Below are 24,394 nucleotides of genomic sequence, written 5' to 3'. Positions count from 1 at the left end.
TTTCTGCCCCCGGGCTCTATTCATGGATTAAGGTTGAAACACTTCTTGCTGAATTCCACCAACAACCCATTGGGAACTGTTTGGGAACTGACGAAAATGCCAGATTTCGTCCAGTTGGGTAATAGGCTCATCGTTTTCTTTAATCGATCCGGTAAATCGAACGCTGGCGATTAAGGAGTTGGATTGTCTTGAAACATCAAGTAGTTCAGCATGTAACGTGATTACCTCAGTTTTATTGGAAGCATCCCCACCCTCATCTAATTGCATTTTGATTTCTGCGAATACCTCGGGTGCGGTGAATTCACCCAAATCCTGAAGATTTTTTTGATCATAGGCTGCTTGCAATCGATTAAATGTGACCTTTGCTTCCCGAATAAATGCCTCGGGTGCAAAACCTGCAGGATATTCAGAAACATTCGCTGTAGAACTACCGCCCATACTGCTATTGAATGATTGGGTAAAATTATTGAAACTGCTTTGGTTAAAGGAGCTGGATTGTCCAGGTCCAGTTTGATATCCCGGTTGCATTCTTTTACGGAAAAAGCCCACAAGAAAGAAGATGATTGCTCCCATAATCAGCCAGGACAGGATACCGCTGGCAAAACCATGCCCCATAAATAAGCTGGTAAGTAAGCCGCCAATTAACAAACCACTGAGTACTCCTCCCCACCGGCTGGGGTTTTTAGCGCTTTGTCCCATAACTCCGGATTTCTGTACTTTATTTTGCGAAAAAAGGGCGCTTTGTGAACGTTGTATGCCAAAGCTTCTGCCCGCACCAAAACGTTTTGCAGAGGCTTCATTAATCAACAGTCCAAAGCTTAATAATGCAATGAGTAAATAGGAAATAAACGTACGCATAGTATCGACCTTTCTTTTTCAATAGAGATAAAGATTATATATGAATTTGGGTGAATCTGCCTCATTGGTGTTAAAAATTTAACTATAATAAGAAAATTGGATGCATTTAAAATCAATCCATTTAAATACGGTTGGTCAAACTCATTAATGGCTACAATATTATCTATAGGGATTATAGGGGACTTATTATGGCGGAGCATCATAAAACGGAATTTGATGTTACTTTCTTTACCTCTTCAAAAAACCTGCAAAAAAATAATCCGGAAGCAGAAAAAATAGAGGTTCAACTTCAGGATTTGATAAAACGTATTGAAGATGAAATAACCTGTTGTCAGAAGCAAAAGGAAGAGCATCCAAGGCTTCAACACTATTCTGATTTGCTACCCGTATTAAATGCTACCCGAAACTATCTTTGCGGGAATATAGGGCTAAATATTTTGGAGGAGTATATGCAGGTTTATTCTAAATGGAATAAACCCCTGGGCTTCACGAATACCGAAGCACTTATTAGCGAAGCAATCGCTTTTAAAGATTGTTCAGACCAATCCTCTTCGTTAAAACTGAAATGAGGTCTTTAATTAAACTACAGATTCGCGCAATGTGAATCCATTTAAAATTCCAGGAGTGAACGGGTTGACCTGATTATTGGTTTTTAATAAATAGCGTCCTGAATTACTGTTGATTTCAAAGAGAATTTGTAAACTGGAGCTGTCTTGCTCATCAACCAAAACATTGACTTTTTCAAGCAGCTTAAACAAAGCCCAAATCCCTTGTTCGGCCAATTCATAATGGTTTCCTTCAATGGAGTTCAGGGCGAGTTTGGCATTAGGTTGAGGCCAGGTAAAACGAATTACCGAGTCGCTTCCCTGGTTATCATTTAATTTGGTTCCGCCGATATCAAGTTCCAGATTGGCAACTACAGGATCCAGACTGATTTTTTGCAAACTGAAATCAATTTTGCTTTCTTCTCCATGATCAGGGAAAAACATGTTGGTAATAATATTGGCTCGGATCAGTGCATCCAAAGTTTCTGAGGCAATGGGTAATACAGAATCATTAACCGCTTTCGGTTTCCACTCGGCACTGGAAATATCCAGGAAAGGTTTTACAAAGTTTTCAATAAAATTGTTCAATGCCCCATGAGTAGCAAAGAAGTGATTAAAATCATTTATGGCTATTTCTTCTTGTTGGGATGCATCAAAAGGATAGCGTTTGGCAATAGTCGTTTGAAATTCCTTGAAAACGGTTTGCTGCCATTGCTGATTAATATACTGACGGCTGTCTTTTATGAGGATACTCCAGGTATCGCTGGCGAGCTGTTTTACCCAGGTGCCCAAGGGTTCGGGTAACTGCCGCCCCTGATTGAAAAGCAAACTTACCGGGTCAGAGGCCATTTCACTGGCAAAACGTGTTTTGGTAATATTAAAAGCAGTTTTTCCACCATCATTGATCATGGATAATGTGGAAATAAAACGTTCCAGGTCAATAATTTTCAAACTAAGTTCTTTGGTAGTGGTATGACTCATCAAATTTAAATCAGTAAATTGATTGGCAATTGCTTGATTAAACGGAGATGAGTTATCGGTGAGATCCGCTTTTGTCTCTTGTTGAATCAACCCAACCATTTTACTCAGTGCATGAGATTGTTCCAGGTTTTTAACTACTTGCCGCCCGGCTTGGTAATCCTGATAATGCAGGGGTTGAGATTTACGCATGAACATTTGCCACCAGGTAACATAATCAAAACAGTAGGCTTGAGTTATCATTTCCTGTAACTGGACTAAATCATTGCGAGCCAAAACCCAGCTTTCTTTTTGCAGGTTCTGGGTAATCTCTGGAATTTTTTGCATGATTTCATTAAAACCTGCCCGGGTAAAATACACGGGGAGTTCGTTGGTAGCCAACACAAAACCATTAATTTCAATTTTTTGCTTTGCAGTGGGGAAAAGCTCTTTAGCAATGGAGTAATAAAGATAACTTGACGGTAACGCATTTAAATAGTTTCTGGCATCGCTAATTATTTGTGGTTTCACCACAATATTTTTAGGTGGTTTGCTTAACAGGAGTTTGAGTAACGCCAATTGTTTCTTAACTGCAGTTGCAGGCTGATTTTTCCATTGAGCCGCGAACCAATCATGTATTTTCTGGGTTGAAAAATGTTCAGGTTGCGCGAACATTAAGTAAATTTTTAAGGCATTGTAGCGAACAAGAGGCGTATTGCCGGAATTGCTGATTACTTCTTCTAATTCATTGATTAAGGAGAATAAAAACTCACCGTGGAGACGATTTTCGGCATTATGGTGCAAATTCAATTTTAATTGATGTACTGTAGGAAGCGACAAAGAATTACTGGAAATACTTCCCATTGTTTTTGCAGCATTGGACAGATGATAAAGAGCCTGCTTTTCCTTATTTTTTTGACTGTTCAGAATATCGTAAGCGAGTAATTCTTTGCTTGCTTCGTCTAACAGATGCGCTGCTTTGTAATGGTTATAGCTTAATAGCAGCAAACTCAGGCCTGCAATACCTGCAGTAAGTGCAATTATGGGTTTTTGGGAAAATCTTCGCATCTGGGGTACTTGACTGCAATGTTCCTGAATCGTTCTTAAGGCGCCTTCAATAAAATAGGCTCTGAAATTGGTTGCCTGGGGAAAGGTATCTTGTACAATTAATGCATACTCATGCTGAATCTTCTTGTTCAAACGGTCAATGCTTACCCCGCCTTGCTCCGCACTCGTAAAATATATGGAATGTAAATTAAAGAGTTTGGGGGAAATCCCATGAATTAGCGCCTGAATAGGAGAACGTAGGCTGGCTACTTGTAATGGAAATTCGCGGATTAAACTGCGGCGCATCGTCGAACGGGCCGGATGCATTTTATTAATGACCTGTTGACCAATTTGTTCTGTGAGCTGATTAAATTGTAACGAATAGGCTTCTATTTTTTTCTTTAATTCATTCCTGCAATCCAGTGAAAATCCCAGGGGCTTCGACAGATCAGTTGCATGATCAGCCTGGTAAAATTCAGTGAAACCAGCAAGCGTATCCATTTTGGTAAATATCAGCGCAAGATTAACAGAATAACCCAGATTGGCTCCAAAACGCTCCAATAATTGCACGTGTGCTTTCTTATGTTCGGCAAATTGCGCGGGATCGGCAATGAGTAATTCATTTACATCAACGCATAAAACAAGGCCGGTAATTTTTAGATAAGCATTACACCGATTTAATTGCTTTAAAGTAGCTTGCAACAATGTTTTGCTGTGAGTTAGCCAACTTTCACCCAGCTCAATGATGATCCCTTTCTGATTAAAATAAATTTTGGCGTGTTGTTCGCTAAAGACAGGGATTTCTTCCATATTGCCCTGCTTTAAAAGAGCCGATTTCCCTTGGGCATTTCTTCCCGTAATCACTATGAAAGACAGTGGATTGCTTTGGGGTTTTAATTGAGAAAGTATTTTTTTTATCGCATCACATAACGCGCGTAAAGAATTGTCCATTAGCTATCCAGAAGAGCAAGTTGGGTGTGTCCAAACAAAACAGTTTTTGCTTTATTTTCCAATAAATATTGGCTTGTAAAAAAAGCCAGGGCTACTATCGTAACCGCAGAAATCACCGAGATGATGACTGCTTTATAATTTTTTTTGACAGTCGCCGGTATGGGGTTTTCATTGAATAAACGACGGGGTTGATTAAACCGGTTTTGCTGGATGATTTGATACAGATCTTCAATGTAATTATCCAGGACCTGCCGTCCCTCGGCCTTGAGATGGTAATGACCTTCAAAGCCAACAATTAAAAGAAAATAAACCAGCTCAATAAGATCAAGATATTGAGTGGGACGCTCCTTGATGTAATTCAAAATTTCAAAAAAACGATATTGCGGCTGCGCATCATCACTGGTCAGCGGTGTAAATGCTTTAAATTCGGCATTAATTTGATAAACACGCATGTAGTTTTTGCCAATTAATTCATCTATGGTGGCTGACATTAAATAATGAGCAATGGCAGCAAAGTCTGCCGGGTATTTGGAGGCATCCATTTTGCTCTGGAAAGCAAGCAATTCATGATCAATGTTGTCTCTGATATTTTCAATGGGGGGGAGGGAAGGGCTAAGACAGAGACGTTCCAATAAGGACAAAAGAGGACCTGCTGCTGCGACTAGAGCATTGGTAGAAAAAGGAGCAATAAATAATTTTGAGCGATAATAACCTTGTGGAACAAGCATAGTTCCCGACTTATTCAGATGACTACTGACCAGAGAGGCAGGATAATGCGCAACTGTCATGGCCTTGCTCCTAATGGATATCGATTCAAGCATGTAACCGTAGTGCAAACGCTCTAATGTTTAAAAAGAAGATGATACGTTATATAACGCGCATTGTTCAAGTGAGTCAAGCTTTCTGATTGGGGTTTGTGTTATAATAACGGAGGTGAGGCCTGACAGGATACGGAAAATCAAGGTTTTCCCTAATCCCTGGGCGCTGCTTCCTGAGCCCGGAGGGGCATCCAATTTATTGAATATTTTATTTGCATCATTACTTAACAATAAGGTACTATTCGTGTTTACCAGATATAGAACTATTTTGGTACTATATTTATAGTGTAAACAAATTTTATTTAAACCGGGTTTTTGTCTCTAATTAAGACTTATTTAGTACTAGATTATTCGCTTTTGAGGTGTTATGCTGCGCATCAGCAAGTTGGCCGATTATGGAACAGTTGTGATGGTTTATCTCGCCAGACACGCGCACGTTTTATGTAATGCTCGTGATATTGCATTACATACTCATCTGACTGTACCTACGGTAAGTAAAATTTTAAAACGTTTGACTAGTGCGGGTTTGTTAACTTCGGTGCGTGGAGTAACTGGAGGATACCGGTTGAGGCGACCTGCAACTGAAATTTCAGTGTCGCAAATAATTTTTGCATTGGAAGAACATCGTGGGTTCACAGAGTGCAGTTTGCAGCCTAATGATTGTTCATTACAAGGTGTTTGTACTATTCAGGGTAATTGGCGCCTGATTAGCCAGGCAATTGAAACAGCCCTGGATAGTGTCAGTTTAGCCACTTTGGCGAAACCCACCTTGCAAGCACATGATGTGGAACGAGTTCGACAATTGGCAAGTGGAGTTAATCGTGGCTAAAAGCAGTGAGCAAATTAATTCTCTGCTCGATAGAGAATATCAACATGGGTTTACAACCGACATTGAAGTGGATACTTTCGAGCCTGGGCTGAACGAAGACGTTATTCGTCGTTTATCAGCGATTAAAGGTGAGCCGGAGTTTTTGCTTGAGTGGCGTTTAAAAGCCTACAGGCATTGGCTAACGATGTCGCCTCCTTTATGGTCCAGTGTGCATTACCCTCCCGTGGATTATCAGGCTATTTCTTATTATTCAGCGCCTAAAAAGAAAAAAGACGCTCCTAAAAGCCTGGATGAAGTTGACCCGGAATTATTAAGAACCTATGAAAAACTGGGCATTCCTTTAAGGGAGCAGGAAATGTTGGCGGGCGTGGCTGTAGATGCCGTTTTTGACAGCGTTTCCGTAGCAACTACCTTTAAAGCAAAACTCGCTGAAAAAGGGGTCATTTTTTGCCCTGTTTCTGAAGCAGTACACACTCATCCCGAGTTACTGATGCAATATTTGGGATCAGTAGTGCCTTATCGGGACAATTTTTATGCGGCTTTAAATTCGGCTGTTTTTAGTGACGGTTCTTTTGTCTACATACCCAAAGGCGTACGGTGCCCCATGGAACTATCCACTTATTTCCGGATTAATGCGGCGTCTACCGGACAATTTGAGCGTACCTTAATTATCGCCGATGTGGACAGTTATGTTTCTTATCTTGAGGGCTGTACAGCACCCATGCGCGATGAAAACCAACTGCATGCGGCAGTAGTAGAACTAGTAGCCCTGGATGGAGCACAAATTAAATATTCCACTGTGCAAAACTGGTATCCTGGTGATAAGGATGGTAAAGGGGGTATTTATAATTTTGTGACCAAACGTGGAGCATGCCGCGGGAAACGTTCCAAAATTTCCTGGACCCAAATCGAAACAGGTTCTGCAATTACCTGGAAATATCCAAGTGTGATTTTACAAGGGGATGACTCTGTTGGAGAGTTTTATTCCGTTGCTTTAACCAATAATTATCAACAAGCCGATACAGGCACTAAAATGATTCATATTGGAAAAAACACCCGCTCTACTATTATTTCCAAAGGAATTAGTGCAGGACGTGCACATAATGCATATCGTGGTTTGGTTCGTATTGCACCAACCGCGACCAATGCACGCAATTATACTCAATGTGACTCCATGCTTATGGGCTCTGAATGCTCTGCTCATACTTTTCCCTATATAGAGGTCAAGAATCCTACAGCACAAGTAGAGCATGAAGCAACGACTTCAAAAATCAGTGAAGAGCAATTGTTTTATTGTCAGCAGCGAGGAATTGATACAGAGGATGCTGTTTCAATGATTGTAAATGGTTTTTGTAAACAGGTACTAAAAGAATTACCTATGGAATTTGCGGTGGAAGCGACTAAATTGCTAGGTCTGAGTTTAGAAGGGGCAGTAGGCTAATATGTTAGAAATAAAAGACTTAAATGTTGAAGTAAATGATCAAGCCATTTTAAAAGGGATTAATCTTCAGGTAAATCCTGGAGAAGTACATGCCATTATGGGACCTAATGGTTCGGGCAAAAGTACTCTGTCCAAAGTATTGGCGGGCCATCCTTCTTATCATATGACTGACGGGGAAATAAACTATCTGGGTATGGACTTGGCGCCTTTATCTCCAGAAGAAAGAGCACGTGCCGGAATTTTTTTATCTTTCCAGTATCCTGTGGAAATACCTGGTGTTACAAACGTTAATTTTCTCAAAGCTTCAGTTAATGCAGTACGAAAGGGCCAGGGAAAAAACACCCTTGATGCAATTGAATTTTTGTCTTTTATCCGGGAAAAATGCCAATTACTGGAAATGGATGAAAGTTTTTTATACCGCAGCATTAATGAGGGCTTTTCTGGTGGTGAAAAAAAACGCAATGAAATTTTGCAAATGGCAGCCCTAGAGCCTAAGCTTGCGATTCTCGACGAGACTGATTCGGGTCTGGATATTGACGCCTTGCGTATTATTTCTCATGGGGTTAATGCGATGCGTTCACCTGAGCGCTCTATTATTTTAGTAACGCATTATCAACGCTTGCTTGATTATATTGAGCCAGATTTTATCCATGTGTTGGTGAATGGCCGTATTATTATGTCCGGCGATAAATCACTGGCGCTTGAATTAGAGAAAAAAGGATACAGCTGGCTTGAGGAAACGGTGTAGTGATGAGCGAGATTTTGGATTTTTACCAACAACAGGCAAAAGCGATTTGTTCTGCATTGCCCTGGCTTGCCCAAATGCAAACCAAAGCATTAATGGATTTGCACCAGCATGGTTTTCCCACACACCATGATGAAAACTGGAAATATACTCGTGTTGATGCTTTGTTCAAGCAAACTTTTAAGCCTTCTGTAGAGGCTGAGAGTTCTAAAGAAAGCGCATCCACAAGAGCTGATGAAAAATCATATGCTGATTTGCCAGTTAAACATAAGGTGTTGATTCAGAATGGGACCATTTTGGGAGTGGAGCAACTCGCCAAAGCGCTGCCGGAGGGAGTATTAATCCTTCCTTTGTCAGTAGCGTTAATCCGGCACCCTGAATTGTTAAAACCTTATTTGGGAACTATCCTCAAACAAGAGCATGGCTTTCATTATTTAAATACTGCCATGATCCACTGTGGGGTTTTTATTTACATCCCAGCAGGAACCCTAATTGAGGAACCTATTGCTTTATCCCACGTGCAAAACCAAATGCAGCAAGCAGTATATCTGCGGCACCTGATTATTGCTGAGGCAAACAGCCAGGCTACCATTATTGAGGATTATCAAGGTTCGGCAGATTGTTGCTATTTGACCAACAAAGTAACAGAGGTGATGGTTGGAACCGGTGCGAAATTAACCCATTGCACCATTCAAAGAGAGAGTAAAGCCGCTTTTCACCTGGGGCATTTGTCTGTGAAGCAATTGGCGCACAGCGAGTTTGCGAATCATTCTTTAAGTTTAGGTGGACATTTGGTGCGCTCTGATATCAGCTTGTATTTACAAGAGGAAAAAGCGCATTCTTTAATGAACGGGATTTATGCTCCTGCAGAAGGACAGCATGTGGACCATCATACTACAGTGCACCATATGGTAGCTGATTGCAGCAGTGAACAGGATTATAAAGGAGTTCTTACTGGACGTTCACGTGCAGTATTTAATGGCAAGGTGATTGTTGCTAAAGACGCGCAACATACCAATGCAAAGCAACAAAATAAAAATTTATTACTTTCAGCAAATGCAGAAGTGGACACCAAACCGCAACTGGAAATTTTTGCTGATGATGTTTTGTGTTCTCATGGCGCCACGGTTGGACAATTGGATGAGGAAGCATTATTTTATTTAGCTACCCGTGGAATTGGTCGGCTTGAAGCATCACACTATTTAATCCATGCTTTTGCCAGTGACAATCTGCGGCTCATTCCCCACAGGGAATTGGCCGAGTACATGGGGCATTTATTAACACAACAGTTAGGGTAAGTGAAATGGACACTTTGGATATTCATGCGATTCGTAAAGAGTTCCCTGTACTTAATCAAAAAATAAACGATTTTGATTTAATTTACTTTGATAATGCAGCAACGACGCACAAGCCTAAAGCAGTCATTGAGGCCATTTCCCATTACTACGAGCATGATAACTCTAATATTCATCGCGGTGTACATACCCTAAGCGTCAGGGCAACGGAACATTTTGAAGCAGCCCGCTCCAAAGTAAAGCGTTTTATTAATGCCAACTCCCCTAATGAGTGTATTTTTGTCCGGGGCACAACGGAAGCTATTAATCTGGTAGCGCAAAGTTTGGTTGCACCCCGTATCCTACCTGATGAAGAAATTTTAATTACCCATATGGAACATCATTCCAATATTGTTCCTTGGCAGATGGTGTGTAAAAAAACAGGCGCAAAACTGCAAGTTGCCCCTATTTCTCTGGATGGAGAGATTTTATTGGAAGAGTTTGCCAGTAAACTGAATAAAAACACCAAATTCGTGGCAATTACCCATGCATCCAATGCATTAGGAACCATTAATCCAGTAAAAGAAATGATAAAAATGGCCCATGAGTATGGAGCTGAAGTCCTCCTGGATGGAGCACAAGCCTCTCCGCATTTGCCTGTAGATGTACAAGATTTGGGATGCGATTTTTATGCATTCTCCGGTCATAAATTATATGGTCCTACAGGTATTGGTATCTTATGGGGTAAGGAAGAGCTTTTAAACGCCATGTCTCCTTATCAGGGAGGTGGCGAAATGATTAATTATGTGACTTTGGAGTCAGCAGAATACGCTCCGCTTCCGCATAAATTTGAAGCGGGCACACCGAATATTGCAGGTGTAATTGGTCTGGGTGTCGCTATCGATTATTTGGAATCCCTGGATAGGGAGGCAGTAATTCACTATGAGACAGAATTACTCGAATATGCAACTGCGGGGATTCGCTCTGTAGGTGGATTTAATATTATAGGTACCGCCAAAAACAAAGTACCGGTTGTTTCTTTTGTACATGGGACCATTCATGCCCATGATATTGGTACTATTTTGGATAGTGAAGGAATTGCTATTCGCAGCGGTCATCATTGCGCCATGCCGTTGATGGATTTTTATAATGTTGCGGCAACGTCACGGATTTCACTGTCATTTTATAATACCAAAGAAGAAATCGACTTGTGTATTAAGGCGTTACATCGCGTTAAAGAGGTATTTGCATGAGTGCTGAACTGCGTGAGCTTTATCAGGAAATCATTATCGATCATAACCGCAATCCCCGTCATCATTATGAGATGAATGATGCTACGGTTCAGGCGAATGGTTTCAATCCTTTATGTGGCGATAAATTAACGGTTTATGCCAAAATTGAAGGAGATTTGATTACTGAATTAAGCTTTTTAGGATGCGGTTGTGCCATATCCCAAGCTTCAGCTTCCTTGATGACGGATTCCATAAAAGGCAAAACGATAGAAGAAGCACATGAAATGTTTCATCGTTTTCATCATATGCTGACTCAAAATGAGGAAGGCCAGTTGCGGTATATGGACAAGTTGACAGTACTTGCAGGAGTAAAGGCTTATCCAGCCCGGGTAAAATGTGCTACTTTGGCATGGCATACATTGGAAGCCGCATTAAATAAAGACAGCAATGTGGTAAAAACAGAATAGGGTCCTTTTCCATCTATAGTCTGGACAAACTGTTCTGATTTTCTGTTACCGATGCGCACATACTGGATGTATGCAGCACTTCGGGAACTCTAAAATCAGAGTCATTTTGGCCTGAAGCTGGTGAAATGGAAAAGACCCGAGAAAAGGTACGTTTATGTTTGGTTTTAAGAAAAAACAGGATGCGGAACTATTAAAAGAAGCCATTGTTAATGCGCTCAGGGAAATTTATGATCCCGAAATTCCTGTTAATATTTATGACTTGGGATTGATTTATGATATATCCATTGATGATGAATCCCATGTGACCATCCAAATGACCTTAACTACCCCAGGTTGCCCGGTGGCCCAAACTTTTCCGGGAACTGTAGAACAAGCAGTCAACAAAGTGGAAGGGGTTTGTGATTGTACTGTGGAGCTAGTCTGGGAGCCGCCCTGGTCTCAGGAAAGAATGACTGAAGCAGCACGCCTTGAATTGGGAATGTTTTATTAAAATGTGGCAACCTTCAGCATCTATTGAATTTTTGCGCTATCGTGCGGAATTATTAGCAACAATTAGGCAATTCTTCCTGGAACGGGGTTATTTGGAAGTAGAAACTCCAATTATGGCCCGTTATGGCACAACTGATGTCTATCTCAGTAATATCAGAGCAACTTTTCGTAATGGAACCTACTGTCTGCAAACCTCGCCAGAATATCACATGAAGCGTTTACTCGCTGCAGGAAGTGGTCCTATTTTTCAGATGGCACGGGTATTTCGCGATGATGAATTAGGCCGTTGGCATAACCCGGAATTCACCTTATTGGAATGGTATCAATTAGATATCGATCATCATGGGTTAATGGATGAGATGGATCTTTTTTTGCAAAAGGTGTTGCAATCTAACCCTATGATCCGGAAAACCTATCAACAGGTTTTCCTTGAAGCTTGTGAAATTGATCCTTTATCAGCAACAATTCCGCAACTTCGCAAAGTTTTGGAACATTTTGAATTAGATTATGTTTTACCCTCTCAGGAGAATGATAGGGATCAGTTTCTCTTCCTGCTAATGAGCCATGTTGTAGAGCCATTTTTGGCGAATGAAAAAGAACCGGTGGCTGTGTATCATTTTCCGGCATCTCAAGCCTCTTTAGCAAAAACCAGGAATGGGGTAGCAGAACGTTTTGAGGTTTATTATCAAGGAGTGGAGTTAGCTAACGGCTTTCACGAATTGACTGACGCGGATGCCCAGGCAAAACGTTTCGCCCAGGATCAGCAATTAAGAAGAGAAAAAGGCCTTCCATCCATGGAGGCAGACCAATATCTGTTACATGCTTTAGAGCATGGACTGCCTGCATGCAGCGGCGTGGCTTTAGGAATTGACCGTTTACTGGCTTTAGCCTTAAAGCAATCAGAAATTGCCAAGATTATTGCTTTTGATTTTGCCAGAGCTTAACCATTAGCCCCCATCGCTCATCTAAGATTTAAATCCATCCGACTTTCTGGAAAATACTTGCTGGCTTTTTTGTTGGCACATTTCTCTCTGACGAGAAGCATTGCTTTTAAAATCAGTGTATGGCCGAGAAAAATCACCGTTCAATTAATGGTCTATTATTAATCATATAGTGTTGTTTTTGGTGGTGGCTCATGATTCGGAGCGAAGATGTCTTTAAGTCAGATTTTAAAGGCCCCATAGTATTGCATATGATTGATCAAGAAGGCTATGGTGATGTGTCCCTGGCAATGAAAGTTGCTAAATTTCTTATGAAAAAATATCCAGAGGCTCCTGTTTATGTTCTTGGTGTACCCAGCGCAATCCAAAAAGTTCATGACATCGAACCAGGGTTACAAGAGCAGTATCCCAAAATTCACATGGTAAATACAAAGTCTGAACTGGAAAAAGTAGAACAACTCTGTAAAAGCGCCAAACTTGCAGTAGAAACTGCAATTTTTGATAGCTCATTGAAATCACAGTATTACCAGGGAAATGATTGTCCTAAAATTTTTATAGGGGAATATGGACTTTACAATCAAAAGGAATATGATCCCCCCATAGTGTGTTTAAGCGGAAATGTAGGCGTAGGTGAGAATTTTCCCGGTATTTTAATTGAACCCGATTTGAAAAATTTTTCCCGTTTGCCTCCTGAGAAGAAACTTGAAGCACGGGCACATATCCTCAGTGAACTTGATCCGCTTTTAAAAAAACAGGTTGTAGGTGAGGCAGCTCAAGATCCTTCCTTTGTCAGAAAGAATGGTTTTGCCTTTTCTTACTACAATTTTCCCAAATCCTACAAAAGAGCTGCTGCAGTATTTGCTGCGAGTAATGGCCTAGAAAAGCATGCCAATTTTTTCGTGAGTGCTTCAACCAAGAATGACAAAGACAAAACAGTTTTATCCATGCTTACAGAACAAGATTTTCAGGAAAAGTTAAAAGGATTGGGGTATAGCAAGCTTGTACTTTTTACCGGAGATTCAGAAAACCCGTATAAAGAGATCATTTTGGATAAGTCAAATCCCAATGCCAGAGAATTCAGGGTGATCCAAAGATCTCGATTTACCCATGATACAACCCTTGATTTGATGCGCTTGTCAGATGTATGTGGTGTGGCTGGAGATCAATCCTTAACCGAGGCCCATTCATTGGGAGCAGTACCCATCCCGGAAGAATGGTATTGCCAGCTTAAAATAGTAGAGCAGATTGCTACTACTTATTACAATCAAACGGTTATGGGCTCTGTTTTTAACAATACCTGGGGGCATGAAACTACCCTTGATAAGTGGGTCCAGGCGGGGGAGCAATTACGCTCTAATCGCTCAAACGTAGCAACGGTGCTTACCAAATTTCAAGAAGAAGCCAATCTGTACAATGCACTAGACCATAGGCTGAATTTAGCACTTGATAAGCCGCATCAAATGAAAATTTCCGAATACAATAAAGGATTTATCGAGGCTTTGGAAAAACACCAAAAAGATCTGAAAAAAGATAAAGCCCAGGCGTTTCACATAGCTACTGAAATTGCCCGTTACTATGCACAATGGCAACCAGCAGAGCCGCTAACCATGAATAAAATACTTGAGACGATGCGTGCCTATGAAGGGAAAAGAATCACTCATATGGATAAAATCGATTTTTATGTCATTCAAAAGAAAGATCTTGAATTGGTCAGCAGTGAGCGCAGTGGCAGTTTAATAAAACGATTTATTACTCATAAGCCTTCACATAATGAGCAATTATTTACTCATCTTCGATCGTTGCATGCATCGCATTTTCTTCCAGTGGCTGAAAGGAGCTTGCAAGCAAAAAGTAATGCAATAAAAGAGAGGCTGTCGTGTATATGCCATCCTGAGCAAGCGCTCACAGAGGAAGATTTGCATCGGGCAATAACCTATTTGACCAACCTTGATAAAAAAACACTGGCCAAGGAAATTGACTTTAGTGGCCAACATCCGGGAAAGATGCTCAATGAATCCTATAATGTGGTTGAGCAAATAAATCTGACGGAACAAGAAAAGCCAATAAATGAAAATAAGCAGTTTACCATTTGCCTGGAAACTCATTATGCCTCGGACCCACCCTATGTCATTACCCTATCTAAAGAACAAGTACGAGAATTTTCAGAAAAACAAAAAGAATACCAGGAGGGTCAAACCTTCAGCTGCTGAAACGCATTTACTCCTCCATGTGTTTCGAAATTAAAGCACAGATATTTTCTCAGAGAAATGGTGCTTTTCGTTTTGAAACTGGATGTAATTCTGTTTTTCCTTTTCTGTGAAAGAGCGAAATTCAGAAATTTTCGCGGTGATTCTTCCTTTAAGAATTTGTTTATATTCTGGATAATCCGCAACAGAGGCCACATAATCTTTGGGGTTATTATAAATATAACGAATTTCGTTTAATTGCTCCTGGATTGGTGCAGGTAGGTTAATTTTGGGGCAAAAAAAACTTTTAACAAGTAAGATTAAATCAGAGGTAATAATATTTTGTAACTCTTGGGCAACTAAATTAAATTGCTCAGCTTGGTTTACGGGAATGCTATCCAATTCTTCATTAATCAACTGAACATAATCTGCTTTTAATTTGGAAGAAAAGCTCATGGTAGAACTCATAGATGGTATTAATTGCCCGCATTATATAAAATTTGCCCATCAGATATCAATAGAATGATTTTTTGATAAAAATCAGTCCACTTGTGCCTTATCAGGGCTTGAAATTAATTTCCAAATACTCAGGATCTGCATGGATATACTGATTCTTCTCAGCAGTTAATTTTATGATTAAATTTTTACACTCCTGTTCCGAGATACAAAGTTTCAAGTGTAAAGAACATAAACCAGGTTTTAGTTCATCAGCAGGTAGGACGCTGCAAAAGCCGCCCCGGGTTTTTATTACATCAGGATTTTTAACTGAAAATAAGGGCGTATAATTTTGGCAATCGGTGCTTGTTTCTACGCTGGAAGAATAAAGGGCAGTTTTATGGGTGTGAATTTTGATTACAGAAATTATGTCCCCTTGTTTTGCATACAAACTGTCTAAAGCCTGTTGGCAATAGTCGGTTTCAGTAGAAACTGCAGTGACTGCAAATGAAAAGAGTACGATAAAAATAAGTTTGAACATTTAGTATTTCCGATTCAATGAGTATTTTTGATTATAGGACCGATCAATAAATTTTTGGTATTTTAACGGTTCCCCTTGAGATGAGTTATTCATTCGTGGCATATGGATTTGTTTTCACCCAGGATGGAATAAACTTCATTGTCGCCAATAACGATATGATCAAGCAAACGGGCATCAACGAGCTCCAGTGCTTCACGAATGCGCTCGGTTACAACGACATCTTGATAGCTGGCATCGGATAATCCTGATGGATGATTATGGGCAAGAATAAGTGCTGCGGCATTGAGTTGAAGAACACGTTGTATGATGGGTCTTGGATGAATCGTTGCCGTATTTATTGTACCCGAGAAGAGTTCTTCGTAAGCGATTATCCGATGTTGATTATCGAGAAACAAAGCAGCGAAGGTTTCATTTTTGTAGTCGCGCAAACGTTTTTTTAAATAAGCGTAGGTCTGTTTACTGTTTGTGATTTGGATTTCTTTTTGCAACTGGATGAAGTCACTTCGTCGACACATTTCCTTGACTGCTTGCAACTGAGCATAACGGACTTCACCTAAGCCTTTTATTTTTTTGAAGCTTTGCTTATCCGCGTTAAGGATGGCTCGTAAATCACCTAAATGTTTCAGGAGATCGAATGCTAATTGCACACAAGATTTTTTACTGGTGCCCGAGCTGATAAAAATAGCAAGTAATTCGGTATCTGAAAGATTTTGCGCACCAAAAGTGAGCAGTTTTTCGCGCAGATCTAACTGCCTTGTTGATTCGACAACCGTCATTTTCCTATTCCTTTATTGCGAAGTTTATGCTTTGATCGGAGCTATTCTTATCAAAAAAGACCTATCATGCAAGATTTCGTTGGGAAAAAAATACTTCTTGGCGTTTGTGGGGGTGTTGCTGCATATAAATCAGCTTACCTGATTCGGGAATTAACTCGTGCTGGGGCTGAGGTAAATGTCGTGATGACGCAATCCGCCAAGGAATTTGTCAGTCCATTGCTAATGCAAGCTTTATCAGGCAACAGTACTCGTACCGACCTGTTTGATGCCCAGGCAGAGCGTGCGATGGGGCACATTGAGTTGGCGCGATGGGCGGATTATCTGGTTATTGCGCCTGCTTCTGCAAACATCCTTGCCAAAATGGCTCAAGGTATTGCCGATGATTTACTTTCTACTTTATACCTCGTTGCCGAAGTTCCCGTAATGGTTTGTCCCGCGATGAATCGCAGTATGTGGGCACATCCTGCAACCCAGGCCAATTGCAAGCTCTTGCGGGATAGAGGGGTAATTTTTGTCGGCCCGGAAGAAGGTTCCCAAGCTTGCGGGGAGCAAGGTTTGGGGCGAGTGAGTGAAGCAGAACAAATCCTAAGTGCATTAAGATTGCACGATGTGCACCAGATATTGCAGGATAAAAAAGTTCTCGTCACGGCCGGGCCTACGCGGGAACCTTTAGATCCAGTCCGGTATATCAGCAATTACAGTTCCGGAAAAATGGGGTACGCTATGGCAGAAGCTGCTGCTATGGCTGGGGCGCAGGTTACCCTAGTAAGCGGGCCGACTTCGTTACAAACCTTATCCGGAATTAAGCGGATTCAGGTTGAGTCAGCACAAGAGATGCTTGCTGCAGTAATGCAGGAAATGCCTGAGGGTGGTATATTTATAGGAACAGCCGCTGTTGCAGATTATCGGGTTGAATCAGTGGCGTCTGAGAAAATGAAGAAAAAAAATCTAGAAGAAATGACGCTTAAGCTGGTTAAAAATCCCGATATCTTAAGCCGTGTAGTTCAGTCAGGTCGAGCTTCTTGTGTGGTTGGATTTGCTGCCGAAACTACGGATGTTGTGCACTATGCCACGGAAAAATTACAACACAAGCAATTGGATATGATTGTGGCTAATACTGTAGGCAAAGGACTAGGATTTGATAGTGACATGAATCAGGTCACTGTCATTACAAAAAACAAGCAAATCGAATTGCCCTTTAACCATAAGACCCGGTTAGCAGGACAAATTATTGCAATCATTGCGGCAACTCTGCAAAATGTTGTGCCTTGAGATGAATAGGAAAAATTATGACCCAAGCGATTCAGTTAAAAATTCTAGATTCACGAATAGGAGATACAATCCCCTTACCCACTTATGCCACTCATGGCGCAGCCGGATTAGACTTGCGGGTGTGTATTGATGAGCCAATGCAAATTGCCCCCCAAGAAACGGTTTTATTGCCTACCGGACTATCCATTTATATCGCAGATCCTCAATTGGCTGCAGTGATTCTGCCTCGTTCAGGTTTGGGACATAAGCACGGTATTGTTTTGGGTAATTTAGTGGGGCTTATCGATTCTGATTATCAAGGCGAGCTGAAGATTTCTTGCTGGAATAGAGGTGTTGAGCATTTCACAGTGAATCCTGGAGAGCGCATTGCGCAATTGGTTTTTATCCCAGTGGTGCAAGCTGCTTTTGAAATAGTTGATTCATTTACCGAGACCTCCAGAGGTGAAGGTGGTTTTGGAAGTTCAGGGAGACATTAATGAAATATCAACAAAAACAAGTATCTCGCTCAGTATTTCGCGCCTATGATATTCGAGGCATCATTGGCAAAGAATTGGATGAAAATGCTTTTTACAGTATTGGTCTTGCCCTTGCTTGCCATTTAAGCGATTTAAAACGACAGCAAATTTTTTTGGCGCGTGACGGTCGTCTTACCAGCTTTGCAATGGCTGCTGCTTTAAAGCAAGGACTTTTGGACAGTGGCATTGATGTATTGGATCTCGGTGCCGTCCCTACACCGGTTATGTATTATGCAATTCATACACAGGGCCTTGATTGCGGATTGATGGTTACAGGAAGCCATAACCCCGCAAACTACAACGGCATCAAGATGGTATTAATGGGAAAAACCTTGATGCAAGAAGATATAGATATCTTATATAACCTGGTCCTTGAAGGAAAGCGGCTCTTTGGTCAAGGTAAAGAAGAACAATGTGATGTATTACCCAGTTACAAACAGCGCATTCTCAGTGACATAAAAATAAAACGCCCGCTAAAAGTAGTGGTCGACTGTGGAAATGGAATCGCTGGACCGATTATACCTGAAGTACTTCATGAATTAGGTTGTGAGGTTATCCCCTTGTTTTGCGAGGTAGATGGCCACTTCCCCAATCATCATCCAGACCCAACCATCGAAGCTAATTTAGCGGATTTAAAAGCCGCCGTAGCCCGGCATCAAGCGGACTTGGGGTTGGCTTTTGATGGAGATGCGGATCGGTTGGGTTTAATTACCAATAAAGGGGAGATGATTTGGCCTGATCGGTTAATGATTCTTTATGTTCGTGAATTATTAACCCGTCTTCCCGGAGCTACCATTGTATTTGATGTGAAATGCTCCAGTCATCTGGAGTCGGTTATTCTGGAAGCCGGCGGATTACCTAAAATGTGTCCCACAGGTCATTCCATAGTCAAGCACGTGATGAAAAAAGAAGGGGCGGCTCTTGCCGGTGAAATGAGCGGGCATTTGTTTTTCAAAGATCGTTGGTATGGATTTGATGATGCCCTGTACAGTGCTTGTCGTTTACTTGAAATCGTCAGTGCATCGAATTTAACCGTAAGTGAACAATTTGAAGCGATCCCAAATAGTGTTAATACTCCTGAATTAAAAATTGCCATAGCTGATGAAGAGAAATTCCAATTCATGAAGCGCTTTAATGAAATGGCAAAATTTCCGCAGGCCCGAGTTATTACTATTGATGGTTTACGCGTAGAGTTTGATAAGGGTTGGGGCCTATTGCGTGCTTCCAATACAACCCCTTGCCTCGTTGCCCGTTTTGAAGCAGAAGATTCGGATAATTTAGAGCAAATCCAGCAATTGTTTAAGAAACAATTACGTTTAGTAAATGATAAATTGGAGTTGCCGTTCTAATAAAACATATCCTCGGTTAAGACGCAGTCTTGACCCAGGATTACAGGGGCTGTAAATAAAAATTTAGTTATTGAAAAGTCTAATAAAAGAGAACACACTAAGTCAGCTCGTAATGATTTTTACTTGATAAATGGAGTTTGCGCTTGGAACATCTTAATTCGTTCACTATCCCCCAAGCATTCAGTGCTGAAGATGTGAGTAAAACAGATTTACCTGTTATAACCATCGGGCATGGTTGCCAATTAACTATTGCATCTTCCCAGGCATTGGCACGCTATTCTTCCCCGGTCGCCTTACCGCTGCAGGCGATGGAGGCAGTTGAAGCCTCCTACCAATTTCTGAAAATTCATGTTGATTCGCGAGTCCCTATTTATGGGGTAAATACAAATTTTGGCGATCAAGTCCGCTATATCGATGCTGCCCTCAAGGAGACTAATACCTTTGAGTACTATGATGCCATTAAAGAGCGGCAAGAAAATATCATCCGTTCCCTTTCCTGCGGGCTAGGCGAACTGGTTGCACCGCAAACGGTCCGTCTGACAATGATGCTGCGTGCTCATTGCCTGGCTCAAGGATATTCAGGCGTGCATCCGGAATTGATTAATTCACTTTTAGATTTTATCAATGCCGGAATTACTCCTGTGGTTCGCTGCTATGGTTCTATTGGCGCCAGCGGTGATCTTATTCCACTGTCAATGATTGCTGCAGCACTCATTGGCGAGCCAGTCGCTGTGACTTATCAAGGAAAAATGATGTTGGCGCCCGAAGCAATTCACCTGGCAGGCCTTAAAGCTTATAAACCGGTAATGCGTGATGGACTTGCCTTGATTAATGGCACCTCATTTATGACGGCAATTTCCAGTTTGGCCGTATATGATTTGCACCACTTATTTAAATACATGTTGGCAGCTGTGGCGATGTCCCTGGAGGCTTTACTGGTAATTAACAGCGCCTATCATCCAATGGTACATCAACTCAAAAATCAAAAAGGTGAAATGGAAATCAACCAATTTTTTCTTGATTTTTGGGAAGGCAGTCAACTATTGACTGATTTAGATGAATTAAGAATAAAAGATTATGCCTATAAGCCGGTGCAGGATTATTACTCGATTCGTTCCGTGCCTCAAGGTTTTGGCCCATTCCAGGAGAATTTGACACGGGCTATCCAGTGGATAGAAAATGAAATGAATTCGGTTAATGATAATCCTGTCATTGATGCCGCCGCAAATAACATCCATCACAGTGCCAATTTTATGGGCTATTATATAACCGATGCATGTGATCTTTTAAAAATGAATATCGCCCAGGCTTCAACCTGGATCCATGCATTGCTCGCAAATTTGGTTCACCCGCGTAAAAATCATAATTTACCAGTGAATTTGGTACCTAATCCGGAAAAACATAACGGTTTTCGTTCCATGCAGCTGCTTTCTGCGGCACTTGCAGTACAAAATCGCAAGTTGGCCCAGTCGCATCAATCGTTTACCTTGCCCACTGAAGGCGATAATCAGGATGTAAACAGCTTGGGGACCCACGCTGCTTTTGATTTGCAAGAGTCAGTTGCCAATTTGGAACGTTTAACAACCATTTTACTGCTTGCCGCAACCCAGGCCCTGGAATTTCGCGGTATAGAAAAGGCCAGTAAAAAAGCTCAATCTTTTTATCACTCGGTGCGGCAATATTCTCCAAAAATAGAAAATTGCAGGCCTATGTCAGAGGAGATTGAGATGATGATTCACTTGATAAAGGATGGCAAAATATAAAGGAGCAAAACGTGCGTCAATTGTCTCATTTACCCTTAGCAATTTCTGCATTCTGGCTTGCTTCACCAGTTTCGGCAGCATCTGACTTTAGTTTACCTTTCGTAAATACAGCCGGATTGGGAGTGGCTTATGCCGATTGGGCATCAGCTGCCAGTGATGCAAGTACGGCCTATACGAATCCTGCAGGTTTAGTTAAGCTTCCCCATCAACAAATTGTAGGTAATGCTTTAGGTATCGCCGGCACTGCCCGGTTTAGAGGCACGGCAGTTACTCCCCCCTTCCCCTTTCCTTTCACCGTAGTGCAATCAGGAGAGACCCATAGCCAAATTAAAGCATTTCTGCCGTCATTCTACTATTCAGCTCCGCTTAACAAGCGGGTTGCGGTTGGTCTTGGTTTAACGACTCCTTTTGGGTTAGGTACAAACTATGGTTCTTCACCCTCATCCCTTGCACGCTATGTCTCTACCCGTTCCCAGGTCGTGGGAATTGACGTAGGTCCAAGTTTGGGCGTAAAGATAACCGATCGTTTTTCCGTGGGGGCTGGGTTTGATGCCCTGCATTTGGCATTTACTCTCAATAGCATGTATGGACCCCCCGTTTCTTTTCCTTTCGATTCAAGACTTGAAAATCATTTAAGCGGCTGGGGTTATGGTTGGCATGGAGGCGTGTTGTTTGACTTTTCTCCTGAAACGCGAATTGGTTTGAGTTACAATTCGAAAATTTCGATTACTACAACCGGACATAGTACTGTTCATGTCCCTTTAGTAGGGATCTTCAGAACCAATCAGCAGGAAACGAAAGCTGCATTGCCTGCCCGCGCCCAATTAAGCGTGCAGCATGATTTCACGCAACGATGGACGGGCATGGCCACTGTGTTTTATACCCATTGGAGTACCTTTAAGCAAATAACTATGGAGCATACTGAAACCCCTGCGGGAATCACAATACCTGTAACGATTCCTTTTAATTACCGCAATTGCTTTGATTATGCAGTGGGGGCCTCGTTTAAGGCTACGCCAAAAATGCATTTGCGAGGCGGTATTCAATTCATGAGCACTCCTTCCAACGATAAGGACCGTGGTATTGCCGACCCGGTAGGCAGTGCAACGATTGTAGCTGTCGGTGCGCATTTTCAACCCGCTGAAAATTTAGGCTATGATGTAGGGGTTGGCCATTCTTTTTTCAATCAAATGCCGGTGAACCTGGTTACTCCTCTATCTTCACTTAAGGGACATACCAATACCCAAACTACAGCAATAGGCGGGCAAATTACCTGGAGCTTTGCATAATTTTTAAGATACTTGGAGAACTCATTCTTCATGATGTAAAGCCATTAGGAATGGATTTCTAATTTTGCCTTAATTTTTGCTTGTTACAATGACACCCTATATTTTTACTTCCTGGAACATCACTATGATTGAAGCATTAAAAAAAGCTCTTTTGGAAAACGAGGAAAAATTCAGGCAAGAAATTAAGTCAAGTAATGTGAATTTCAATGAAGTGGATGAGCAAGGGAATACGCTTTTGCATTTTGCGGCAGATAAGGGTTTTTTAAATAGCGTTAAATTTTTGCTTGCTCAGGGTGCTGACCTTGCTGTGCAAAACAAGGACGGTAACAGTGCGTTACATCTCGCAGTGCAACAGGGCTATATCAATATTGCGGAGGAAATGCTTGGTATATCGGATACGGCCAAAATCAGGAAAAAAAAGGCAGAACGCACAGACAAAGACCGGAGTACCAAATTAGCGGTATTGGAGGCTTCCCAAAAGAAAGCAGTTCATCTGCTTATTGTTCCCAACAATAAAGGAGAAATACCCCTTATTCTCGCAGCTGGCTTGCAGGATGATTCTCTTTATAAAACTTTGTTGCTTAAATTCCAACCTGGGTATGCAAAAAATCATATTGATGCCGCTTTAAACTTAAGGCAAAAACATATAGGAAGTTTGAAAAATAAAAGCTTTTGGTCCGCTTTGTTTGAAACATTTTGCCCTTCTGCTTCAATTCCTGAATTAACAGAATCCTTTGCATATACCGGGTTATTTGCCGGGGCTAGTGCTGCAGTAGCGTTAGGCATAAATATTGCGTTTGCTGTTGTCTCTATTCTGGGTTTTACCCTCATTATGTTTGCTAATTATAAGAAAAATCAAAGCGAAAAAAATGCAGTTTTTGAGCTGGAGGAACTGCAAGCAGAGCTTGCTTTTTTGCAGAGCATCAGAAAAAGGATGAAACAACTTTCATCACAAGCAAAATTATCTCCTCAAGAAAAAAATGAACTCCATTTGATGCAGGAAGAGTTAAAGAAAAGCTTCCAAAAACCGGTGTTTATAAAAGGAAATGAAAAAAGTGCTGCCGATTATATTACTGGAAAAGAAAAAATGCTGGTGGCATTAAGTTCAGCGGGCAGTTTTTTATGCAGTTATTCGGGGGCACTGGGTCTTATTGGTTTGGGTTTGGCTGTAACTGCTGGAATCATGGGGACCAGCTTAACCGCGCTCATCATTTCTGCGGGCCCAATTGGTATAGGTGTTGCTATGGGAGTAGGGTTATTACTAGCAGGAGCGCTTGCTTTTTATCATTATAATGTCAGAAAACAAAATTATATGATTTTTGGGGAATCCAGGTTATCTATCAATAATTTGAAATATCGTATTTACAATACCCAAAAAGATTTGCTCTATGCCCGGGATAAAATACCTAATCAAATTGACAGATTGTCGCAAGGGTTGCCCGATAAAGAGCACGCCGTTGAAGCCGATGTTATACCCGAGACAAGCTCCCCAACTTTAGCTGATAGATACAACCATGGGCACAAACCCGGCGAAATGTGCTCCCAAGAAAAGAAACAACTGAGCAGCAATGGGTTCATGGGACAATCGCACAGTGTAGCGAATACGCCAACACGTATTGATTGGAACCTGAATGATTCCCAGCAACACACGTTCAACTAAGACGGCTTTGAGAA

22 protein-coding genes are annotated in these 24,394 nt (G+C 41.4%); 16 read left to right on the top strand and 6 right to left on the bottom strand.

Going from position 1 to position 24,394, the window contains the following annotated elements; translation table 11 throughout:
- Positions 1–27: 27 nt before the first annotated feature.
- Positions 28–858 (bottom strand): Tim44 domain-containing protein, encoded by an 831-nt coding sequence (locus KYQ_RS13930; protein WP_010652529.1) that lies wholly within the window; start codon positions 856–858, stop codon positions 28–30.
- Positions 859–1,046: 188 nt separating this feature from the next.
- Between KYQ_RS13930 and KYQ_RS13925 the strand changes: the two genes are divergently transcribed.
- The gene (locus tag KYQ_RS13925; protein WP_010652530.1) at positions 1,047–1,427 is read left to right on the top strand and encodes a hypothetical protein; all 381 of its coding nucleotides are present in this window, start codon (positions 1,047–1,049) and stop codon (positions 1,425–1,427) included.
- A 9-nt stretch (positions 1,428–1,436) separates the two neighbouring features.
- Here the strand turns inward: KYQ_RS13925 and icmF are convergent, their stop codons facing one another.
- Both icmF and icmH read right to left on the bottom strand, forming a co-directional pair.
- Positions 1,437–4,358 carry a type IVB secretion system protein IcmF gene (gene icmF / locus KYQ_RS13920; RefSeq protein WP_010652531.1) on the bottom strand — a complete coding sequence of 974 codons (2,922 nt, stop codon included), beginning with the start codon at positions 4,356–4,358 and terminating at the stop codon, positions 1,437–1,439.
- A complete protein-coding gene (gene icmH / locus KYQ_RS13915) occupies positions 4,358–5,146 on the bottom strand; it encodes a type IVB secretion system protein IcmH/DotU (protein ID WP_010652532.1) in 789 nt (262 codons plus the stop codon). Before icmH ends, icmF begins: the two co-directional genes overlap by 1 nt.
- A gap of 397 nt (positions 5,147–5,543) precedes the next feature.
- Between icmH and KYQ_RS13910 the strand changes: the two genes are divergently transcribed.
- The 9 genes from KYQ_RS13910 to KYQ_RS13870 all read left to right on the top strand — a co-directional run bounded on the left by KYQ_RS13910 (position 5,544) and on the right by KYQ_RS13870 (position 14,804).
- Positions 5,544–6,005: an SUF system Fe-S cluster assembly regulator gene (locus KYQ_RS13910; RefSeq protein ID WP_010652533.1), complete on the top strand. Its 462-nt coding sequence runs from the start codon at positions 5,544–5,546 to the stop codon at positions 6,003–6,005.
- On the top strand, positions 5,998–7,446 hold the full coding sequence (gene sufB, locus KYQ_RS13905) for a Fe-S cluster assembly protein SufB (RefSeq protein WP_019350190.1): 1,449 nt from the start codon (positions 5,998–6,000) through the stop codon (positions 7,444–7,446). The genes KYQ_RS13910 and sufB overlap by 8 nt, the downstream gene beginning before the upstream one ends.
- 1 nt (position 7,447) lies before the next feature.
- Positions 7,448–8,194 carry a Fe-S cluster assembly ATPase SufC gene (gene sufC / locus KYQ_RS13900; RefSeq protein ID WP_010652535.1) on the top strand — a complete coding sequence of 249 codons (747 nt, stop codon included), beginning with the start codon at positions 7,448–7,450 and terminating at the stop codon, positions 8,192–8,194.
- Between the two features lie 2 nt (positions 8,195–8,196).
- Entirely contained in the window at positions 8,197–9,489 is a 1,293-nt protein-coding gene (gene sufD, locus KYQ_RS13895; protein WP_010652536.1) for a Fe-S cluster assembly protein SufD, read from the top strand.
- 5 nt (positions 9,490–9,494) lie between these two features.
- Positions 9,495–10,718 carry a cysteine desulfurase gene (locus tag KYQ_RS13890; RefSeq protein WP_010652537.1) on the top strand — a complete coding sequence of 408 codons (1,224 nt, stop codon included), beginning with the start codon at positions 9,495–9,497 and terminating at the stop codon, positions 10,716–10,718.
- Positions 10,715–11,164, top strand: a complete 450-nt coding sequence (gene sufU, locus KYQ_RS13885; protein ID WP_010652538.1) for a Fe-S cluster assembly sulfur transfer protein SufU — start codon at positions 10,715–10,717, stop codon at positions 11,162–11,164. Before KYQ_RS13890 ends, sufU begins: the two co-directional genes overlap by 4 nt.
- A gap of 154 nt (positions 11,165–11,318) precedes the next feature.
- The gene (locus tag KYQ_RS13880) at positions 11,319–11,654 is read left to right on the top strand and encodes an SUF system Fe-S cluster assembly protein (protein ID WP_010652539.1); all 336 of its coding nucleotides are present in this window, start codon (positions 11,319–11,321) and stop codon (positions 11,652–11,654) included.
- A 1-nt stretch (position 11,655) separates the two neighbouring features.
- Complete coding sequence (gene epmA / locus KYQ_RS13875; RefSeq protein WP_010652540.1) at positions 11,656–12,597, top strand: elongation factor P--(R)-beta-lysine ligase; 942 nt, start codon at positions 11,656–11,658, stop codon at positions 12,595–12,597.
- Between the two features lie 191 nt (positions 12,598–12,788).
- The gene (locus tag KYQ_RS13870; RefSeq protein ID WP_010652541.1) at positions 12,789–14,804 is read left to right on the top strand and encodes a hypothetical protein; all 2,016 of its coding nucleotides are present in this window, start codon (positions 12,789–12,791) and stop codon (positions 14,802–14,804) included.
- A 30-nt stretch (positions 14,805–14,834) separates the two neighbouring features.
- Here KYQ_RS13870 and KYQ_RS13865 read toward each other — a convergent pair whose 3' ends face one another.
- The 3 genes from KYQ_RS13865 to radC form a co-directional block, all read right to left on the bottom strand.
- Positions 14,835–15,236 (bottom strand): hypothetical protein, encoded by a 402-nt coding sequence (locus KYQ_RS13865; protein ID WP_010652542.1) that lies wholly within the window; start codon positions 15,234–15,236, stop codon positions 14,835–14,837.
- A gap of 103 nt (positions 15,237–15,339) precedes the next feature.
- On the bottom strand, positions 15,340–15,756 hold the full coding sequence (locus KYQ_RS13860; RefSeq protein WP_010652543.1) for a hypothetical protein: 417 nt from the start codon (positions 15,754–15,756) through the stop codon (positions 15,340–15,342).
- Between the two features lie 89 nt (positions 15,757–15,845).
- Positions 15,846–16,532 carry a RadC family protein gene (gene radC / locus KYQ_RS13855; RefSeq protein WP_010652544.1) on the bottom strand — a complete coding sequence of 229 codons (687 nt, stop codon included), beginning with the start codon at positions 16,530–16,532 and terminating at the stop codon, positions 15,846–15,848.
- A 66-nt stretch (positions 16,533–16,598) separates the two neighbouring features.
- Here radC and coaBC point away from each other — a divergent pair, with 66 nt between their 5' ends.
- The 6 genes from coaBC (at position 16,599) to KYQ_RS13825 (ending at position 24,380) form a co-directional block, all read left to right on the top strand.
- Positions 16,599–17,804, top strand: a complete 1,206-nt coding sequence (gene coaBC / locus KYQ_RS13850; protein WP_010652545.1) for a bifunctional phosphopantothenoylcysteine decarboxylase/phosphopantothenate--cysteine ligase CoaBC — start codon at positions 16,599–16,601, stop codon at positions 17,802–17,804.
- A 17-nt stretch (positions 17,805–17,821) separates the two neighbouring features.
- Positions 17,822–18,280 carry a dUTP diphosphatase gene (gene dut / locus KYQ_RS13845; protein ID WP_010652546.1) on the top strand — a complete coding sequence of 153 codons (459 nt, stop codon included), beginning with the start codon at positions 17,822–17,824 and terminating at the stop codon, positions 18,278–18,280.
- Positions 18,280–19,668 carry a phosphomannomutase/phosphoglucomutase gene (locus KYQ_RS13840; protein ID WP_010652547.1) on the top strand — a complete coding sequence of 463 codons (1,389 nt, stop codon included), beginning with the start codon at positions 18,280–18,282 and terminating at the stop codon, positions 19,666–19,668. Before dut ends, KYQ_RS13840 begins: the two co-directional genes overlap by 1 nt.
- 143 nt (positions 19,669–19,811) lie before the next feature.
- Positions 19,812–21,431: an HAL/PAL/TAL family ammonia-lyase gene (locus tag KYQ_RS13835; protein WP_010652548.1), complete on the top strand. Its 1,620-nt coding sequence runs from the start codon at positions 19,812–19,814 to the stop codon at positions 21,429–21,431.
- An 11-nt stretch (positions 21,432–21,442) separates the two neighbouring features.
- A complete protein-coding gene (locus KYQ_RS13830; RefSeq protein ID WP_010652549.1) occupies positions 21,443–22,720 on the top strand; it encodes an OmpP1/FadL family transporter in 1,278 nt (425 codons plus the stop codon).
- Positions 22,721–22,844: 124 nt separating this feature from the next.
- On the top strand, positions 22,845–24,380 hold the full coding sequence (locus KYQ_RS13825) for an ankyrin repeat domain-containing protein (protein ID WP_010652550.1): 1,536 nt from the start codon (positions 22,845–22,847) through the stop codon (positions 24,378–24,380).
- The last annotated feature ends 14 nt before the right edge of the window (positions 24,381–24,394 follow it).

It is taken from the genome of Fluoribacter dumoffii NY 23 (genome assembly GCF_000236165.1).
GTDB lineage: Bacteria > Pseudomonadota > Gammaproteobacteria > Legionellales > Legionellaceae > Legionella > Legionella dumoffii.
The sequence above is the reverse complement of the archived record's forward strand: the minus strand, read 5'-3'. Positions and strand labels throughout refer to the sequence as shown.

What these genes read in the sequence shown, in the direction of transcription:
- sufU (WP_010652538.1), top strand. Translation starts at nt 10,715, where the DNA reads ATGAGTGCTGAACTGCGTGAGCTTTATCAGGAAATCATTATCGATCAT.
- KYQ_RS13880 (WP_010652539.1), top strand. Translation starts at nt 11,319, where the DNA reads ATGTTTGGTTTTAAGAAAAAACAGGATGCGGAACTATTAAAAGAAGCC.
- coaBC (WP_010652545.1), top strand. Translation starts at nt 16,599, where the DNA reads ATGCAAGATTTCGTTGGGAAAAAAATACTTCTTGGCGTTTGTGGGGGT.
- KYQ_RS13840 (WP_010652547.1), top strand. Translation starts at nt 18,280, where the DNA reads ATGAAATATCAACAAAAACAAGTATCTCGCTCAGTATTTCGCGCCTAT.
- KYQ_RS13925 (WP_010652530.1), top strand. Translation starts at nt 1,047, where the DNA reads ATGGCGGAGCATCATAAAACGGAATTTGATGTTACTTTCTTTACCTCT.
- dut (WP_010652546.1), top strand. Translation starts at nt 17,822, where the DNA reads ATGACCCAAGCGATTCAGTTAAAAATTCTAGATTCACGAATAGGAGAT.
- KYQ_RS13890 (WP_010652537.1), top strand. Translation starts at nt 9,495, where the DNA reads ATGGACACTTTGGATATTCATGCGATTCGTAAAGAGTTCCCTGTACTT.
- sufC (WP_010652535.1), top strand. Translation starts at nt 7,448, where the DNA reads ATGTTAGAAATAAAAGACTTAAATGTTGAAGTAAATGATCAAGCCATT.
- KYQ_RS13910 (WP_010652533.1), top strand. Translation starts at nt 5,544, where the DNA reads ATGCTGCGCATCAGCAAGTTGGCCGATTATGGAACAGTTGTGATGGTT.
- KYQ_RS13825 (WP_010652550.1), top strand. Translation starts at nt 22,845, where the DNA reads ATGATTGAAGCATTAAAAAAAGCTCTTTTGGAAAACGAGGAAAAATTC.
- KYQ_RS13930 (WP_010652529.1), bottom strand. Translation starts at nt 858, where the DNA reads ATGCGTACGTTTATTTCCTATTTACTCATTGCATTATTAAGCTTTGGA.
- sufD (WP_010652536.1), top strand. Translation starts at nt 8,197, where the DNA reads ATGAGCGAGATTTTGGATTTTTACCAACAACAGGCAAAAGCGATTTGT.
- icmH (WP_010652532.1), bottom strand. Translation starts at nt 5,146, where the DNA reads ATGACAGTTGCGCATTATCCTGCCTCTCTGGTCAGTAGTCATCTGAAT.
- epmA (WP_010652540.1), top strand. Translation starts at nt 11,656, where the DNA reads ATGTGGCAACCTTCAGCATCTATTGAATTTTTGCGCTATCGTGCGGAA.
- KYQ_RS13870 (WP_010652541.1), top strand. Translation starts at nt 12,789, where the DNA reads ATGATTCGGAGCGAAGATGTCTTTAAGTCAGATTTTAAAGGCCCCATA.
- radC (WP_010652544.1), bottom strand. Translation starts at nt 16,532, where the DNA reads ATGACGGTTGTCGAATCAACAAGGCAGTTAGATCTGCGCGAAAAACTG.
- icmF (WP_010652531.1), bottom strand. Translation starts at nt 4,358, where the DNA reads ATGGACAATTCTTTACGCGCGTTATGTGATGCGATAAAAAAAATACTT.
- KYQ_RS13865 (WP_010652542.1), bottom strand. Translation starts at nt 15,236, where the DNA reads ATGAGCTTTTCTTCCAAATTAAAAGCAGATTATGTTCAGTTGATTAAT.
- KYQ_RS13860 (WP_010652543.1), bottom strand. Translation starts at nt 15,756, where the DNA reads ATGTTCAAACTTATTTTTATCGTACTCTTTTCATTTGCAGTCACTGCA.